The organism is Devosia sp. (assembly GCF_028290435.1).
Lineage (GTDB): Bacteria > Pseudomonadota > Alphaproteobacteria > Rhizobiales > Devosiaceae > Devosia.
On sequence record NZ_JAQGJV010000095.1, the window covers coordinates 16,431 to 34,568 of the forward strand.

The window sequence follows — 18,138 nt, forward strand, 5'->3', positions numbered from 1 at the left end:
TCCCCCTTGATGGGGGAGGGGTGGTTGTTTGGCAGGATGGTTCCCCATGACCCTCCGCACCCCAGCCCTCACCACCTTCCTCGCCCAAAACCCCGACGCCATCGCGGCCGAACTTACCTCCGTGCGCGGCTCCAGTCCGCGCGAACAAGGCACGTTCATGCTGGTGGGTCCCTCCACCATTTTCGGCACCATCGGCGGCGGCGCGCTTGAATACATGGTCATCGACCACGCCCGCCGCCTGATCGCCAACGGCCAGGCGACCGCGGCGATGGACGTTCCCCTCGGCCCCGAAATCGGCCAGTGCTGCGGCGGCCGCGTCGGCGTCAGCCTGCGCTATGCCGATGCCGCTCTACGCGATGAGCTTGCCGCGCGCATCGCCGCCGAAGACGCCGCCCAGACCCACGTTTACATCTTTGGTGCCGGCAATGTCGGTGGTGCCTTGGCGCGCATGTTGGCGCTGCTCCCCGTCCACGCCCACGTCATCGATACCCGCACCGACGAACTCATCGGCCTGCCGGCCAATGTCGATGCCCGCGCCGTGCCGATGCCGGAAGCAGTGGTTCGTAACGCCCCGCAAGGCAGCGCCTATGTCATCCTCACCCATGACCACGCCTTGGATTTCATGATTGCCTTTGAGGCTCTCAAACGGCTCGATAGTCCCTACGTGGGCATGGTCGGTTCGCGCACCAAGCGGGCACGGTTTGCCTCTTGGTATCGCGCCGAGGGCGGCGATGAGGCAGCGCTGGAGCGGTTGGTCCTGCCCATCGGTAACCATGGGCTTGGGGATAAACGGCCAGAGGTGATTGCGGCACTGGCGGCGGCAGAAATTATGGTCCACATTGGTCGCAGGGAAGCTCGATCTGTGCAGGCGCAAGGCACCAGGAAACTGGGGGCCATACATGGACGCTAGTATGCCGCATCGGCTTGAACTCATCGGCATCACCAAGCGGTTCCCCGGCGTCCTCGCCAACGACAATGTCAGCTTTTCGGTAAAACCCGGCGAAATCCACGCCCTGCTGGGCGAAAATGGCGCAGGCAAGTCCACCCTCGTCAAAATGATCTACGGCATCATGCAGCCAGATGCCGGCGAGATCGTCTGGGACGGGCAGCGCACCGTCATCGCCAATCCCAAGGCGGCGCGGGCGCTCGGCATCGGCATGGTCTTCCAGCACTTCTCGCTGTTTGAAGCCCTGACCGTGCTCGAAAACATCGCGCTCGGCATGGACGCCAAAATCCCCGCCCGCGAGTTGGAAGCGCGTATTCGCGCGGTGATGACCCAATATGGCCTGCTGCTCGATCCGCATCGTACCGTCGCCACCCTGTCGGTGGGCGAACGCCAACGCATCGAAATCGTGCGCGCGCTGCTGCTCGATCCGAAATTGCTGATCATGGATGAGCCCACTTCGGTGCTGACGCCGCAGGAGGTCGAGCAATTGTTCGAAGTGCTGCGCAAGCTGGCGGCCGGCGGCTGTTCGATCCTCTACATTTCCCACAAGCTGCACGAAATCAAAGCTCTGTGCGATACCGCGACGATCCTGCGCGGTGGCAAGCTAGTCGATACCTGTGATCCAAAAGCCGAAACTTCGCGCTCCATGGCCGAGAAGATGATCGGCGCGGGCCTCAAGGATATCGTGCGCGCGCCAGGGCGGACCATGGGAGCGCCCAAGCTCGTCGTCTCACGGCTGTCGACCAAAAAATCCGGTCATTTCGACGTCCCGGTCGATGGCGTCAGCTTCACCGTCAAGGCCGGCGAAATCTTCGGCATTGCCGGGGTCGCCGGCAATGGCCAGAACGCGCTGCTCGACGCCCTCTCCGGCGAAATCCTCGGCGAGGACAAGGACGCCATCACTATCGATGGCTATCCGCTCGGCCTGCTCGATACCACCGGCCGCCGCAAGCACGGCCTCTGTGCCGTGCCCGAGGAGCGCAACGGCCACGCCGCGGTGGGCGATTTCAGTCTTTCAGACAATTCCATCCTGACGGCCCGCAATCGGCTCCACATGGTCATGCTGGGGCTGATCAATTCAGGCGCAGCCAAGACCTATACGGGTAAGGTGATCGCCGATTTTGCCGTCAAGGCGCTGGGGCCGGGCTCCACCGCTGGCTCGCTCTCGGGCGGCAATCTGCAGAAATTCATCATGGGCCGCGAAATCCTGCAGCGCCCGACCGTGCTGGTGGTCAGCCAGCCCACTTGGGGTGTCGATGCCGGTGCCGCTGCCGCCATCCACCAGGCGCTGGTCGATCTGGCGGCGGAAGGCTCGGCCATCGTCGTCATCAGCCAGGATCTCGATGAGCTGCTAGCGCTGTGCGACACGCTGGCGGTGATCAATGCGGGGCAATTGTCCGAGGCGCAAAAGGTCGGTGAAGTATCGGTGGAAGAGATTGGCCTCTTGATGGGTGGCGTGCACGGAACGAGCGAGGCGCGTGATGCAATTCCGGCTTGAAAAACGCGCCGAACCCAGCCGCTTCATGCTCTACGCCACCCCGGTCGGCGCGGTGATCCTCACCATGATCGTGGGCGCCATCATTTTCTCGCTGATCGGCTATGACGGCATCGGCGCGGTGCGCGAAGTGTTCCTCACCCCGCTGACCAATGCCTATAAATGGCAGGATCTCGGCATCAAGGCCGCGCCGTTGATCATCATCGGCACGGGCCTGTCCATCGCCTATCGCGCCAATGTATGGAATATCGGCGCCGAAGGGCAGTTCGTGGTCGGTGCGCTGGCCGGCACCTGGGTGGCGCTGGCCACCTACACCATGAGCGGCCCCTGGATCCTGCCGCTCATGATCCTGGCCGGCGTGGTCGGTGGCGCGCTCTATGCCGCTATACCGGCGCTGCTCAAGACCCGGCTCAACGTCAATGAAATCCTGACCAGCCTGATGCTGACCTATGCATCGATCCAACTGATCTATTACCTGATCCGCACCGTGTGGAAGGACCCGATGGGCATCGGCTTTCCGCAGACGCGCCGGTTTGCGGCATCGGCCCAATTGCCAACAGTCATCCCGCACACCATCGTGCACCTGGGCGTGCCGATCGCCATCGTCGTGGCCTTGGTCGCGTGGTTCATCATGTCGCGCTCTGTGTTCGGCTATCGCATGCGCGTCGTCGGCGCCGCGCCCCATGCCGCGCGGTACGGCGGGTTCAGTGAAAACAAAACTATCTGGTTGGCTATGCTGGTCAGTGGCGGTCTTGCCGGTCTGGCAGGTGTGCTCGAAGTGGCCGGGCCGTTCCAGCGCATGGTCCCCGGCTTTGCCACCGGCTATGGCTTCACCGCCATCATCGTGGCCTTCCTCGGACGGCTCAACCCACTCGGGGTGATCTTTGCCGGCATTGTCCTCGCCATCACCTTCGTAGGCGGCGAAGTGGCGCAGACCACCATCAAGCTGCCCGATGCCGCCACCGGCATTTTCCAGGCCATGGTGCTGTTCTTCCTGCTCGCCGGGGACATCCTGGTGCGCTATCGCATCCGCCGCGTTGTCACCACGCCTGCGGGAGCTGCATGATGGAGATGCTCATCCCCATCATCGTCACCCTAGTCGGTGCGGCCACGCCGATCCTGATCGCGGCGCTGGGTGAACTGGTCGCCGAGAAAAGCGGCGTGCTCAACCTGGGCGTCGAAGGCATGATGCTGGTCGGCGCCATCGCCGGCTTTGTCGCGCAATTCTATACCGGCAATCCCTATCTGGCTTTGTTGTGTGGCGCGTTCGCTGGCGCGGCGGTGTCGCTGATCTTTGCCTTCCTCACGCTCAGCCTCTCCGCCAATCAGACCGCAACCGGCCTGGCGCTGACGATTTTCGGCACCGGCCTGTCGGCTCTCGCCGGCGCGCCATATTCGGCCAAACCCATCGCACTGATGGCGCCACTGTTTCCCGACATGCTTGCCCGCGATCCGTTCTGGCGGGTGCTGTTCGGCTATTCATTCCCCGTCTATTTTTCCTTCTTCATGGTGGCCGCCATCTGGTGGTTCCTCAAACGCACAAGGACCGGGCTGATCCTGCGCGCGGTCGGCGAGAACGATCACTCGGCCCATTCCATCGGCTATTCTGTCGTCGGTGTGCGCTACGCCGCTGTGGTTTTCGGCGGCGCCATGGCGGGCATTGCGGGGGCCTGTTTCCCGCTGCTGCTCACCCCGCAATGGGCTGAAAGCATGACTGCCGGCCGCGGCTGGATTGCCGTGGCGCTGGTGGTGTTCGCCTCCTGGCGGCCGCTCCGCCTCCTCGCCGGCGCGTATCTCTTCGGACTCGTCATGACCATGGAGCTTTATGCCAAGGCTGGCGGCGGTGTCCTGGCGATCATCCCGTCCGAGCTGTGGGCCGCGCTGCCCTACCTCGCCACCATCGCCGTTCTGGTGCTGATTTCGCTCCGGCGCGACGCCTCCACCAATGCTCCGGCCTGCCTCGGCAAGCCGTTCATGCCTGCCAATTGAGGGGCCTCAATGCTCCTCGATCAACCAAGAAAAGTCATTCAGGAGAGACACATGACCCTATCCCGCCGCGACATTCTCAAGATTGGTGGCGCCGCCGCCGCACTGCCATTGCTCGGGGGCACCGCCTTTGCCCAGGAGAAGCTCAAGGTCGGCTTCATCTATGTCGGCACGATCAACGACAATGGCTATAACTATGGCCACAACCAGGGCCGCATCTTCCTGCAGGATGCGCTCGGCGATGCCGTCGAAACCACCTATGTGGAAAACGTGCCTGAAGGCCCAGATTGCGAGCGTGTGCTGCGCGAACTGGCCCAGCAGGGCAACAAGCTGATTTTCGCCACCAGCTTCGGCTTCGGCGACGCGGTGATCAAGGTTGCTGCCGAATTCCCGGACGTAAAGTTCGAGCACGCTACCGGTTATATGAAGGCTGACAATGTCGGCCTCTACAATGCGCGCTTCTATGAAGGCCGCGCCGTCTGCGGCACCATTGCGGGCCACCTTTCCAAGACTGGCAAGGCCGCCTATATCGGCTCCTTCCCAATCCCCGAAGTCGTCATGGGCATCAACGCGCTGGCGCTGTCGGGCCGTCGCATCAATCCCGCCTTCACCGTCAAGCCGGTCTATATCTCGACCTGGAATGACCCCGCCAAGGAAGGCGACGCTGCTCGTGCGCTGATCGATCAGGGCGTCGATATCATCGCCCAGCACACCGACGGCCCAGCCGCCCTGCAGGTTGCGCAGGAACGCGGCATCGTCGGCGGCTTCGGTCAGGGTGCCGATATGAGCGCCTTCGCTCCTGAAGCCCAGTTGACCGCGATAATCGACCATTGGGGTCCGCATTACGTCAATTCCGCCAAGGCCGTTATTGCCGGTACCTGGACGGCAGGCGACACATGGGAAGGCCTCAAGGAAGAAGTCGTCCAGATGGGCGCCTACAACAAGAAGATCCCGGCCGACGTCGTTGCCGATGCCGAAAAGATCCGCACCGGCCAGATCGACGGCTCGTTCAAGATCTTCACCGGCCCGATCAAGGACAATACCGGCGCCGAACGCGTCGCCGCTGGCGTCGCCATGACCGATGCCGAACTGCTCAGCATGGACTGGTACGTCGAAGGCGTCGGACAGCCGGTCTGATCCTTGGCTATGTAAATTGGAGAGGGGCGGGCTTGTCCCGCCTCTTTTCACGAGCGGCGTTTGTCGCTTACCCTCGATATGTAACTAGGCGGGCGGGCGGACGATGGGCGATTTCGTCATTTTCTATGAGTGGCTGAACTTTGCGGTGCGGTGGACCCATGTCATCACCGCCATCGCCTGGATCGGTTCGTCGTTCTATTTCATCGCGCTCGACCTGGGGCTGCGCAAGACGCCGAGCCTGCCGCCTTTGGCGCATGGCGAGGAGTGGCAGGTGCATGGCGGCGGCTTCTACCACATCCAGAAATATCTGGTAGCGCCGGACTTTTTGCCCGAGCACCTGACCTGGTTCAAATGGGAAAGCTACGCGACCTGGCTGTCCGGCTTTTGCCTGTTGGCGCTGATCTATTATGTCGGCGCGGATATCTACCTGATCGATCGCAACGTGCTGGACGTGCCGCAATGGGCGGGCATCCTGATTTCGCTGGCCTCGATCCTGCTGGGCTGGATCGTCTATAACCGGCTGTGCAAATCGCCGATCGGGCAGAGCCAGAACGGGCTGATGCTGGTGCTGTTCGCCATCCTGACGGCAATGGCCTGGGGCTATACCCAACTGTTCACCGGCCGCGCGGCCATGCTGCATATGGGCGTGTTCACCGCCACCATCATGGCGGCCAACGTGGCCATGATCATCATCCCCAACCAGACCATCGTGGTGGCGGATTTGAAGGCCGGGCGCGTACCCGATGCCAAATATGGCAAGATCGCCAAGCAGCGTAGCCTGCACAATAATTACCTGACGCTGCCGGTGATCTTCTTCATGTTGTCGAGCCACTATCCGCTGGCGTTCGCCACGCAGTGGAACTGGATCATCGCCAGCCTGATCTTCCTCGTCGGCGTGGTGATCCGGCACTATTTCAACACCCGCCACGCTCGCAAGGGCAATCCGCACTGGACGTGGCTGGTGGCCGTTGTGTTGTTCATCCTGATCGCTTGGCTATCGAGCGGACCGAAATTGCCGGGCTCGGCGGGTGACCTGGTCGCGTCGCGAGCGGCCGAGCCGTTCATGGCGGCCGCCCATTTCAAGGAAGCCAGCCTGACGGTGCAGACCCGCTGCGCCATGTGCCACACGGCAGAGCCGGCCTGGGACGGCATTTACGAGGCGCCGAAAAACGTCATCCTCGACAATGACATTGCCATCGCCAACCACGCCGAGCAGATCGTCATCCAGGCCGGTTATGCCCATGCCATGCCGCCGGGCAATGTCAGCGAGATCACGCCCGAAGAACGGGCGCTGCTGGTGCGATGGTATCGCGAGGGCTCGGCCCTATGACGCGCAAGATCCTGCGCGGGCGGGTGCTGACCTTCGTGTCGGAGCCGCAGGGCCTCGATGACGCGGCGAGCTATCACTATCTCGAAGACGGCGCCGTGGTCATTGCCGACGGCAAGATCGTCGCGCTAGAGGACTTTTCTGCCATCGACGTCGGCGATGCCGAAGTCGTCGACCATCGTCCCCACCTCATCCTGCCCGGCTTCATCGATACCCATCTGCACTACGTGCAGAGCCAGATGATTGCCTCCTATGCCGGCTCGCTGTTGGAATGGCTCAATGACTACACCTTTGTAGAGGAACAAAAATTCAGCCAGCAGGGCCACGCCGGCTCGGTCGCTTCAGCATTTTACGACGAGCTGATCCGCAACGGCACCACCACGGCAGTCGCCTATTGCTCCAGCCATCCGCGCAGTGTCGACGCCTATTTCACCGAGGCCGAAAAGCGCAACATGCTGATGGTCGGCGGCAAGGTGATGATGGACCGCAATGCGCCCGAAGCGCTCTGCGACACGGCCCAATCGAGCTATGATGACACCAAGGCGCTGATCGCGCATTGGCATGGCCGAGCCCGCGGGCTCTACGCCATCTCGCCGCGCTTCGCCATCACTTCGACGCCCGAGCAGATGGAAATGGCCCGCGCCCTCGTGGCCGAGCATCCCGAATGCTACGTGCAGACCCATCTCAGCGAGAACGACGCCGAGATCAAATTCTCGATGGAGCTTTATCCGGATGCCGCGGACTATACCGGCATCTACGAGGATTTTGGCATCCTGGGTCCCAAGACCCTGATCGGTCACTGCATTCACCTCAACCATCGCGAGACACGTGTGCTGGCCGAGACCAAATCGGTCGCGGTGTTCTGCCCGACCTCGAACCTGTTCCTGGGCAGCGGCCTGTTCGATCGCGAGCGGCTGGCAATGGCCGGCGTGCGGATCGGCATCGCCACCGATATCGGCGGCGGCACCAGCTATTCGATGTTGCGTACGCTGGACGAGGGCTACAAGATTTCGCAATTGCGCGGCCAACGGCTGACGCCCTTCAATTCGTTCTACATGATGACGCTGGGCAATGCCCGGGCCCTTTCGCTCGAGGGCACGATCGGCACCATCGCGCCCGGCTGTGCGGCCGATCTGGTGGTGCTCAACGCCAGCGCGACGCCCGCCATGGCGCTGCGGATGGCAACCGTGACCGAGCTCTACGAAGAACTGTTCCTGCTGCAGACGCTCGGGGATGACCGATCAATCGCCGAGGTCTATGTGGCTGGTGCAAGGGCGAAGTCTACTTTAGGCGGGTTGTGACACTTCCGCGCATGACTTAAGTCTCCTCAGTCCGCACAAAAAGGAAGCAGAAATGAGCGATTACCTGATGAAAGCCGGCCTTTCGGTTCACCCGCTATTGGTCGATTTCGTCGAAAAGGAAGCGCTCCCCGGTTTGCCGGTGACGGCGAAACAGTTCTGGACCGGCTTTGCGGCCTTGGTGGCCCAGCACGGCCCCACCAATGCGGCCTTGCTCGCCAAACGTGACGATTTGCAGGGCAAGATCGATGACTGGCATCGTCGCTATGGCCCTGTCGTCAACAACCCGCAGGGCTACGAATTCTTCCTGCGCGATATCGGCTATCTGGTTGCCGAACCTGCAGATTTTACCATCGAAACCACCGGGCTGGATGCGGAAATCACCGCCCTGTGCGGCCCGCAACTGGTAGTCCCGGTCAACAATGCCCGCTACGCGCTCAACGCCGCCAATGCTCGCTGGGGCAGCCTCTACGATGCCCTCTACGGCACCGATGTGATCAGCCGCGACGGCGATCTGGCACCCGGCGCGGGCTTTAATGCTGCGCGCGGGCAGGCGGTCGTCGCCAAGGCGGCGGAATTCCTCGATACAGCGTTTCCGCTGGAAACTGGTAGCCATCGCGATGTCACCGGCTATCACGTCGAGAAAGACGGCGAGCGGCGCCACTTCGTGGTCGACACCAGCGCCGGCCGCACCGAGCTTAAGGACCCCGACGCCTTCGTCGGCTATGGCGGCACCCAGGATAAGGGCGAACTCGTGCTGTGCCACCATGGCTTGCATGTCGTCCTCGTGATCGATCCTTCCAGCGCCATCGGCGCGACGCACAAGGCAGGCCTCAGCGATGTCATCGTCGAAGCCGCGTTGACCACGATCCAGGATTGCGAAGACTCCGTCGCCGCCGTCGATGCCGAGGACAAGGTTGGTGTCTACCGCAACTGGCTGGGCCTGATGAACGGCACGCTTGCGGAAACCTTCGAAAAGGGGGGTCGCCAGGTTACCCGCACGCTCAAGGCCGACCGGACCTATACGGACGTCAACGGCAAGCCGCTGGTGCTCAAGGGTCGCTCGCTGCTGCTGGTGCGCAATGTCGGGCATTTAATGACCACTGACGCGGTGCGCGACGCAGTCGGCAAGCCCATCGGCGAAGGCCTGATGGATGCCGCCGTCACGGTGCTCTGCGCCACGCACGACAAGCTCAACAGCCGCACCGGCGCTGTCTATATCGTCAAGCCAAAGATGCATGGCCCCGAGGAAGTCGCCTTCGCCTGCGCGATTTTCGCCTCGGTCGAAAAGATGCTGGGGCTCAAGCCTCTGACGGTCAAGATCGGCATTATGGACGAGGAACGCCGCACCTCCGCCAATCTCAAGGCTGCCATCCACGCCGCCCGCGAGCGGGTGTTTTTCATCAATACCGGCTTTTTGGACCGCACCGGCGACGAAATCCACACCTCGATGGAAGCCGGTCCGGTGCTGCGCAAGGACGAGATCAAGTCCGAGCGCTGGATCGCCGCCTACGAAGACCGCAACGTCCTGATCGGACTGGCCTGTGGCCTCAGTGGCCGGGCGCAAATCGGCAAGGGCATGTGGGCGCGGCCGGACGATATGGCGGCGATGATGGACGCCAAGATTGGTCATCCCAATGCCGGCGCCAATACCGCCTGGGTGCCGTCCCCGACCGCAGCCACGCTCCATGCGCTTCACTATCATCAGGTCGATGTGTTCCAGGCGCAGCAGCGCCGCCATAACGAGGCGACCCCGAGCCTGACCGAACTGTTCTCGATGCCGATCCAGGTGCCGTTCTCGCTCAGCCGCGATGAAATCACCCGCGAGCTGGAAAACAATGCGCAAGGCATTCTGGGCTATGTCGTCCGCTGGGTGCAGCAGGGCATCGGCTGCTCCAAGGTGCCGGACATCCATAATGTCGGGCTGATGGAAGATCGCGCCACCTGCCGCATTTCCTCGCAGGCGGTCGCCAATTGGCTGCGTCACGGGCTAGTCAGCAAGGACGAGGTGATCGCCACCTTCGAGCGGATGGCCTCGGTGGTCGACGAGCAGAACGCCGGCGATCCGCTCTATCGCTCGATGGCGGAGAATTTCCAGTCGGTGGCCTTCAACGCGGCGCTTGATCTTGCGCTGCGCGGGGCCGACCAGCCGGCCGGCTATACCGAGCCGATCCTGCATGAGCGCCGCCGCATGGTGAAAGCCCGTGAGGCGGCGCGCGCCTGAGCTGCCTTAAAAGCGCTGCAACCGGGACTATCGATGCGGCATGGCTTCGCGCATTGCCGAGATGAGATTAATGTTCCCCAGCTTCGACGGGCGCCTGCCCGCCGGGACGGAGCTGGTCGCCTCGGCATTGCTGCATGCCGCGTTGCTGGCCTTGCTGTTGCATCAGGCCAAGACGCTGCCCGAGGCTCCGCCCGAGCACAGCATCGCGATCGATCTCGTCACGGCGGCGCAATATGCGGCAGCCACCGCAATACCCGCAATCGTGACCGCGCCCACCAGCAGGGCAAGCTTGGCGCAATCGCCGCCCAAGGCACTGCAGGTCACGCCCCCATCGCCAGTGCCGCCCACCAGCGTGCTGCCGTCAGGCATGGTGCATCCGACCCATTTGCTCGGGGCGAGCGTTTTGGCGGAGCCGGCGAGCAAGGAAGTCCGTGAGACGCTGCCGCTGCTGGGCGGGGATGAACGAAAAGTCCAGCTCTGCAATATCGAGGCGCTGGCGCAAATCCATGCCGCTGACGCCAAGCTGGACCCCGATATCCTCGTCGCCTATGCGATGGCAGATATGGATGTCAGCGCTACTGGCGTCGTCGCCGATGGCGGGGCGTTTCGCAGCAGGCGCCAATGGTATGGTTTCAAGTTCCGTTGTGACGTTTCCGCTGATCTGAAATCGGTCACCGACTTCTCGTTTGTCATTGGCGAGCCAATTCCCAAAGACCAATGGGAAAGCCATGATTTGACAGCCGACGATCAAGATATGGACTGAACAACGCTGCTTGGAGGCGGTAGTCCGGTAGCACGATCGCCGTTGGGTGTTTCGGATCGTGAAAAATCTGGATCTCATTGGCCACCAGAGTTGTCGCCGTGCCGATCGGCTCATCGGTCCCAAGATTGCGGGCATAGCGCGGATGAGCGCCCGAGGAGACCTGCAAACGCAGGCGATGGCCCACGAGGAAGGCATGAGCGGTGGCGTGCAGCGTAAAGGCCAGCCGCCACGTGCCATCGGCCTCGACGGGCGTTGTCTGGGTCACGCGGATCAGTCCGTCGCAGATATTGGTCGAAACTCCGTTCGGCGCAACGTCGCAGAGCCGGAGGAAAAAGTCCGCATTGGGCAGGCTGGCGCGCGCGTGGAGCGTGACGCTGGTCTGGCCGATGATCGTCAGCGGCGCGCCAAGCGGGCCGGACGTGTAACTGAGCACATCGGCGCGGCTTTCGCGGCTGGCATTGTCGACCGGGCCGGCCCCGGTAAAGGCGAACATGGCGCCGCCGATATTCGGCGTCGGATCGGCCGGATCATAGACATAGCGGTCAGGCTCGCCCGGCGAAGGAGGCGAGGGCGCAAGCAGACCGGCGGAGTGCAGATGCCAGGTTTGCGGCGTCGCAGGGCCGGGCGGAAAGGCATCGTAGTCGCGCCATTCGTCGACGCCAGAAATGTGGATGCGCACCGGCTTTTCGCGCAGGTCGGCGCTGTCGCCGAGCAGTTTGGCGCGCATCCACAGCAGGGTTTCGCGCAGGTTGTCGCGCTGCAATTCGTCCGAGATATGGGTCCACGTGCCTACAGTAAGGTACGGCTGGTGGCCCACATCGACCAGTCGCTGATAGTCGGACAGCAATTGGTCGACCATGAAATCATACCAGCCGGACATGAAATGCACCGGCGGCGTGGCGGCGGTCAGGCGGTGGCGATGGTCGATCGCCTCCCAGAACACATCATTGCCGATGGATTCCTTGAACCAGCGCCGCCAGAATGGCACCACCTTGCCGACCGCCGCGATATCGGCCTCGACCAGCGGCAGCACCATGGATGCTTTGGCGGTTGTGCGCTCGACGCCGCCGGAAAACATGGTGGCGGCCATTTTCAGCGGTCGCTCGCGCAACCCGTCGATCACCTGCAGCCAGGAGAGCCAGAGCCCGAGATGGAAGGCGCCCGACGGGAACACCACTGAGCGAAAATCGGCGCTGGTGACCTTGGTGGCCATAGCCGCAATCGGGGGCAGGGCGTCGCAAATGGCCCACTGCGCATAGCCCAGATAGCTGGGGCCGGACAGGCCGAGGCGGCCATCATACCAGGGCTGTTCCTTGATCCAGGCCAGCGTCGTCAGTCCGTCGGCGCGCTCATTGACCAGCGGATCGAACTCGCCGCCAGACTTTTCGGTGCCCCGGCAGGCTTGCAGCACCACGTTGAAGCCGCGCTCTGCATAGGCCTCTGCAATGCCGCCAAAACCCCTTCGCCCATAAGGCAGGCGCATCAGGATTGTCGGATGCTTCTCCTTGGTGCGCGGGGCGAAATGATCGGTCATCAGGATGATGCCGTCGTCCATGGTCAACGCGATATTGCGGTTCTTCTTCACCCCGTTGAGGCGCGGCGGCAGGTTGTCGATATAGGCCAGATAGAGGCTTTGCAGGCTCATGGATCAGTCCACGAAGTCGAACTTGTCGACATCGAACAGCCCGCGATCGGTCATCTTCAGATGCGGAATGACCGGGAGGGCGAGGAACGCCACCTGCAAGAAAGGTTCGGGCAGCACGCAGCCCAGCGATTTGGCCGCGTCGCGCAGGAGATGCAGCGCGTGCGAGACGGTCTCGAACGGCTCCAGACTCATCAGCCCCGCCAGCGGCAGAGCGAGTTCGGCGGTGATCTTGCCATCCTCGGCGACCACGAAACCGCCACCCAATTCGATTAGCCGGTTTACCGCCAGCGCCATGTCGTCGTCACTGGCGCCCACGACGGTAATGTTGTGGCTGTCATGGCCGACGCTGGAGGCAATCGCGCCGCGCTTGAGGGCGAAGCCGGTGACGAAACCGCGCCCGATATTGCCGTTGCGGCCATGCCGCTCGATCACTGCCACCTTGATGACATCGGCAGCGAGGTCCGGTTGCAGCCCGTGTTCGGTGACGGCGAGGGTCGCGCTTTCGCGGAACGTCAGGATCAGGCCGGGCTTGACCCCGATCACCGTAGTGCGGTTCTGGCCGGGCTTTGCCGGCGTGACAAAGGTCTCGGGCGTGACCGGCGTTGCCTTCATCGACGACAAGCCGACCGGCGCGACGGGCCGGCGGGCCGCAAATAGCTCGGGACGAACCAGCCGCCCAGCAGCGATCACATCGGAAACGCGGCAATCCTCAAGGCTGTCGAGCAGCGCGATATCGGGGCGCCAGCCGGGCGCAACGAGCCCGCGATCGCGCAGGCCAAAAATGCGAGCAGCCGAGTGGGAGGCGGCACGGTAGACGTGGTGCAGCGGCCGTCCCATGGCGATCAAGCGGCGGATCGAGCTATCGAGATGGCCTTCCTCGGCAATATCGAGCGGATTGCGGTCGTCGGTGCAGAGGGCAACGAAGCTTGAGGTATTTTCGTCGAGGATTTCAGCCAGCGCGGTCAGGTCCTTGGAAACCGAGCCCTCGCGGATCAGGATGGCCATGCCCTTGGCGAGCTTTTCGCGCGCTTCGGCGGCGGTGGTCGCCTCGTGATCGGTGCGGATTGCGGCCGCGAGATAACCGTTCAGCGCCTGGCCCAGCAGCAGCGGCGCATGGCCATCGATATGGCCGTCCTGAAACGCCACCAGCTTGGCGATGATGCCCGGATCGGCATTCAGCACGCCGGGGAAGTTCATCATCTCCGCCAGCCCGATGACCTTGGGATGCGCGCGGAACGGCTCCAGATCGGCGATTTCCAGCACCGCGCCGGAGGTCTCGAAGGCGGTGGCCGGAACGCAGGATGACAGGTTCACCCGCACGTCCATCACCGTCTGCTCGGCGCAATCGAGGAAATAGCGTATGCCCTCGGCGCCAAGCACATTGGCAATTTCGTGTGGATCGCAGATCGCGGTGGTGACGCCGTGCGGCAGCACGCAGCGATCGAACTCGTAGGGGGTGACCAAGGACGATTCGATATGCAAATGCGTGTCGATAAAGCCCGGCACGGCGAAGCGGCCGGCGCCGTCGATGGTGACCTTGCCATGGTATTCGGCGTGCGTTCCGACGATGCGGTCATCGACAATAGCGATGTCGGTGGTGGTCACTGTGCCGGTGATCACATCCAGCAGGCGGACGTTCTTGATCACCAGGTCCGCCTCGGCCTTGCCCTGGCCGGCCATGATCATGCGAGTGAGAGCGGCGGAAGTGGTCATGGATGGCTTTCGTGTTGCGTGCTTGACCGTCGTCCCGCCCACCTTTGCCGTCAAGCCCTTAGCTGGAACCGCGACGGCCTGGCGCACGTTGAGGACGCAAGTTCAATACGGGAGCCAGGCATGGAAACCTACGATCCGCACAAGAATACGACAGACGTGCGTCAGGCCAGCCCGCGCAAGATGAATTTGCGGGTGCTGGTATTCTCGCTGGTCGGGGCCGTCGTGCTGCTTGGCATTGTGTATGCCATCTACACCGGCACCCAGCCGAACCCGACTTAAGCCGCCATGGCCCGGTTGATCAAAGTGGGCCGCGACGATCTGACGATCTCGCGGCGGCGCAAGGGCAGGGGGTTTTCCTATATTGGCGCGGACGGTGTTGTCGCCGATTCGGCCGTCAAAGCCCGTATTCGGGCGCTGGGAATTCCGCCGGCCTGGAACGAGGTCCACATCGCGATGCATCCGCGCGGGCATATCCAGGCGCTCGGCACTGACGAGGCCGGCAGGGTGCAATATATCTATCATCCCGATTGGGAGGCCAAGCGCACCGGCAAGAAGCAGGCGCGGCTCGGCTTGCTGACTTCGGCATTGCCGCGGCTGCGGCGCAAGGTGCAGGCCGACCTCGGCGCGGAAACCGGCTCCAAAGCGCTCGCGTTGGCCATTGCTGTCGACCTGATTGACCGCACGGCGATGCGGGTCGGGCGCGAGAAATATCTAGCAACCAGTGGCACGCGCGGCGCGGGCACGCTGTTCGCCCGCGATATCCGCGTCAATGGCGATGAGGTCTGCATGGCCTTTGACGCCAAGGGCGGCAAGCGCGCCGACTATTGCGTCACCGATGCGGTGCTGGCCGATGCCGTCTCTCGCATCAAGACATTGAGCGGCAAGCGGTTGCTGGTCTATCGCAATGCGGAGGGTAAAATCCGGCCGATCATGACCAGCGCCATCAACGCCTATCTGCGCGACTTGGCGGGCGTCGAAATCTCCGCCAAGGATTTTCGCACCCTGCATGCTAGTGCCATGGCGGGTGAGGCCCTGGCCCGATTGGAAACTGGAACCTCGATGTCGGCCCGCCGCCGGCAAATGGCGCAGGTGACGCGCGAGATCGCGGATGTACTGCGCAACACACCAACGATCTGCCGAAAATCCTATATCGCACCCTGCCTGTTCAAGCTCTTCGACGAGGGCAAGCTGCAATCTCTCTGGCAGGCTGCCGGGCGGGGCAAGACCGGCCTGCGGCAGCGCGAGCAGCGGCTGCAGGGCGTGCTGGCGGCGATGGCCTAGGCAGCTTTGGTGCGGCCCTTGCGGTCGAGCGCATTGGCGGGGTCGGCGAAGATTTCTTCGATCTTTGTCGGCAGTACCGCCGCCGAGAACAGAAAACCCTGCAGTGTGTTGCAGCCCATTATGCCCAGCATATCGGCCTGCTCGGCGGTTTCCACGCCCTCCGCCGTGACGCTGATGTCCATGGCATGGGCCAGGGTGACGATGGCCTGGGCAATCGCCACCGAGACGTGGCCGGGCGCCAATTGATTGACGAAGGATCGATCGATCTTGATGCGATCCACAGGATAACGCTTAAGATAGCTCAGCGACGAATAGCCGGTGCCAAAATCGTCGAGCGCGATGTGGATGCCCGAAGCGCGCAGCGTCTGCAAATTCTGGGCGGAGATATGTTCGTCGTCGAGCAGGATGCTCTCGGTGATTTCCAGTTCCAGGTCAGTCGGTCGCATGCCCGTCTGGCGCAGGATATCGAAGACCAGCATGGCGAATTTGGGATTGCGCAACTGGGTCGGCGAGATGTTGACGGCGATGTCGCGCCCTGGTGCCTTGGCGCCCAGCTCGCAGGCGCGGCGCAGCACGAATTCGCCCAGCGCCTCGATCAGGCCGGTATTTTCGGCCACGGGAATGAAGCGGGCCGGCGAGATCTGGCCAAATTTGGGGTGATGCCAGCGGGCCAGGGCTTCGGCGCCCGTGACCTTGCGGCTTTGCTGGTCGACCAAGGGCTGGAACACCACTGAAAGCTGGTCGGTCTGCTTCAGCGCGTCGCGCAGCTCGGCCTCGATGGTATGCTGCAATTGCAGCAGCTCGTTCATGTGCTCCTGGTAGACGACGGCGCGGTTGCGGCCGGCCGACTTGGCCTCATAGAGCGCGATATCGGCCTTGCGGATCAGCTCGTGCGGTTCTGCGCTGCCACCGGTCGCGTGCACGATTCCGATGCTGACGCCGACGAAAGCCTTGAAATGATTGAGCTCGAAGGCCTGGCCGATAGCGTCGATAATGCGGTTGGAGAGCGCGATGGCATCGATCTGCCGCTCGCGCGATATCGCCAGAATGCTGAATTCGTCGCCGCCAAGCCGGGCGATCAGCATATCGTCGCCGACAGTGGTGCGCAGACGCTGGCCGACCGATCGGATCAGCTCGTCACCGGCTTGATGCCCCAACGTGTCGTTGATCTGCTTGAAACGGTCGAGGTCGAGCATCAGCAGGCTCAAATGCGCTCCAGCGGTCTGCCGTTCCGTCATTGTCTGTGCCAGCCGAACGTCGAAACTGCTGCGGTTGGGCAGGCCAGTCAGCCGGTCATGCGCCGCCTGATACTCGGCGTGGATGCGGCCCGCCTCAAGTGCAGAGGATGAGCGTCGCAACTGGCGCAGCAGCAGGAACACCACGATGACGGCGATGAGAAAGGCTAGAGCGAAGGCCGGCGCGGTGTGACGCAGCAAGGTCTGGCCCGGCCGGTCTCGCGTCCACTCGAAAAAGGCGATGAACCGTCCCGCGCTGTTGAGCAAAGGGTAGACGGCCTTGCCCGGATCGCCGCTATCGGTCAGCGAAAAGCGGGCATTTTCAAACAGATATTGGTCAGTCAGGCGCTCGGCAAAGGCGCCGTCGAGAAACAGGATATCGGCCAGCAAGGGTTCGCTGCCTGGCTTCTGCACCAGATCCCGTGTGTCGGAAACGATCGGCATGACACTGACGATGGCCGGCATGTTGTCGACGACGGCGAATTCGGCGACCGCGGGCGGAACGGTGTCCCGGCCCAGATTATACTGGGTCATGCCGCCCGCCGCGATCAATTGCCGGATACGCATGACGAGCGGACCGACGGCGGCGGCGACCTGACCATAATGGTCGACCGGCGCGGCGGCGCCGTTTTCCATTACATAGATGGGCTGATTGTCGCCATCGAGCACGATCGAGCGGCTGTGACCGAAGAAATCATGCATCCAGATGCCAAGATTAGTATCGACCCAGTCCAGATCTGGCGCCAGCTTGGTGGCAAACAGGGCATCGTCCCAGAGGGCAACGCTTTCCTGGTCGTGGCTGACCTGATCGCGTTGCGCCGACAGCACATGCGCCACCATCCTGGTTTGCCGCTCCAGGGCGCGCTCATCGATATTGGCGGTCGACCACAGAGTGAATCCCAGCACCGCCGCGGCCGTCACCACCATCGTCAAGATGACGGGCAACAGCACGCTTGTGGAGAACTGCCAGCGATGCGCCGTCGTCGGTTGGGAGAACATCAAGCAGCCAGTGTGAGCCCTTAAGCACAATCCCTAACTCCGGCACACTTGCAGACTGGTTACCAAGCCCGCGATTTCGGCGTTAAAGC

Annotated in this window: 14 protein-coding genes; 11 read left to right on the top strand and 3 right to left on the bottom strand. The window is 62.8% G+C overall.

Annotated elements, in window-relative coordinates; all coding sequences use genetic code 11:
• The first annotated feature begins 46 nt into the window (after nucleotides 1-46).
• From xdhC to JWP26_RS21085, 9 genes are all read left to right on the top strand, one after another.
• Nucleotides 47-910: a xanthine dehydrogenase accessory protein XdhC gene (xdhC, locus tag JWP26_RS21045; RefSeq protein WP_299732584.1), complete on the top strand. Its 864-nt coding sequence runs from the start codon at nucleotides 47-49 to the stop codon at nucleotides 908-910.
• Nucleotide 911: 1 nt separating this feature from the next.
• A complete protein-coding gene (locus JWP26_RS21050) occupies nucleotides 912-2,444 on the top strand; it encodes an ABC transporter ATP-binding protein (RefSeq protein ID WP_299732589.1) in 1,533 nt (510 codons plus the stop codon).
• Nucleotides 2,428-3,507, top strand: coding sequence for an ABC transporter permease (locus JWP26_RS21055; RefSeq protein ID WP_299732592.1), 1,080 nt, complete (start codon nucleotides 2,428-2,430; stop codon nucleotides 3,505-3,507). Before JWP26_RS21050 ends, JWP26_RS21055 begins: the two co-directional genes overlap by 17 nt.
• A complete protein-coding gene (locus tag JWP26_RS21060; RefSeq protein WP_299732595.1) occupies nucleotides 3,504-4,430 on the top strand; it encodes an ABC transporter permease in 927 nt (308 codons plus the stop codon). The genes JWP26_RS21055 and JWP26_RS21060 overlap by 4 nt, the downstream gene beginning before the upstream one ends.
• Nucleotides 4,431-4,481: 51 nt before the next feature.
• Nucleotides 4,482-5,564: a BMP family ABC transporter substrate-binding protein gene (locus tag JWP26_RS21065; RefSeq protein ID WP_299732598.1), complete on the top strand. Its 1,083-nt coding sequence runs from the start codon at nucleotides 4,482-4,484 to the stop codon at nucleotides 5,562-5,564.
• 103 nt (nucleotides 5,565-5,667) lie between these two features.
• Complete coding sequence (locus JWP26_RS21070) at nucleotides 5,668-6,894, top strand: urate hydroxylase PuuD (protein ID WP_299732601.1); 1,227 nt, start codon at nucleotides 5,668-5,670, stop codon at nucleotides 6,892-6,894.
• Entirely contained in the window at nucleotides 6,891-8,192 is a 1,302-nt protein-coding gene (gene guaD / locus JWP26_RS21075; RefSeq protein WP_299732604.1) for a guanine deaminase, read from the top strand. The genes JWP26_RS21070 and guaD overlap by 4 nt, the downstream gene beginning before the upstream one ends.
• 52 nt (nucleotides 8,193-8,244) lie before the next feature.
• Complete coding sequence (locus JWP26_RS21080; protein ID WP_299732607.1) at nucleotides 8,245-10,413, top strand: malate synthase G; 2,169 nt, start codon at nucleotides 8,245-8,247, stop codon at nucleotides 10,411-10,413.
• A gap of 40 nt (nucleotides 10,414-10,453) precedes the next feature.
• Entirely contained in the window at nucleotides 10,454-11,176 is a 723-nt protein-coding gene (locus tag JWP26_RS21085) for a DUF930 domain-containing protein (RefSeq protein WP_299732611.1), read from the top strand.
• Here JWP26_RS21085 and JWP26_RS21090 read toward each other — a convergent pair.
• Both JWP26_RS21090 and ade read right to left on the bottom strand, forming a co-directional pair.
• Nucleotides 11,103-12,821, bottom strand: a complete 1,719-nt coding sequence (locus JWP26_RS21090) for a CocE/NonD family hydrolase (RefSeq protein WP_299732614.1) — start codon at nucleotides 12,819-12,821, stop codon at nucleotides 11,103-11,105. The genes JWP26_RS21085 and JWP26_RS21090 overlap by 74 nt on opposite strands.
• A gap of 3 nt (nucleotides 12,822-12,824) precedes the next feature.
• The gene (ade, locus tag JWP26_RS21095) at nucleotides 12,825-14,534 is read right to left on the bottom strand and encodes an adenine deaminase (protein WP_299732617.1); all 1,710 of its coding nucleotides are present in this window, start codon (nucleotides 14,532-14,534) and stop codon (nucleotides 12,825-12,827) included.
• Between the two features lie 120 nt (nucleotides 14,535-14,654).
• Here ade and JWP26_RS21100 point away from each other — a divergent pair, with 120 nt between their 5' ends.
• Both JWP26_RS21100 and JWP26_RS21105 read left to right on the top strand, forming a co-directional pair.
• Nucleotides 14,655-14,813, top strand: a complete 159-nt coding sequence (locus JWP26_RS21100) for a hypothetical protein (RefSeq protein ID WP_299732620.1) — start codon at nucleotides 14,655-14,657, stop codon at nucleotides 14,811-14,813.
• Nucleotides 14,814-14,819: 6 nt separating this feature from the next.
• Nucleotides 14,820-15,815 (top strand): DNA topoisomerase IB, encoded by a 996-nt coding sequence (locus JWP26_RS21105; RefSeq protein ID WP_299732623.1) that lies wholly within the window; start codon nucleotides 14,820-14,822, stop codon nucleotides 15,813-15,815.
• On the opposite strand, the gene JWP26_RS21110 is transcribed toward JWP26_RS21105, so the two are convergent.
• On the bottom strand, nucleotides 15,812-18,049 hold the full coding sequence (locus tag JWP26_RS21110; RefSeq protein ID WP_299732626.1) for an EAL domain-containing protein: 2,238 nt from the start codon (nucleotides 18,047-18,049) through the stop codon (nucleotides 15,812-15,814). The two genes, JWP26_RS21105 and JWP26_RS21110, sit on opposite strands and share 4 nt — an antisense overlap.
• Nucleotides 18,050-18,138 lie beyond the last annotated feature (89 nt).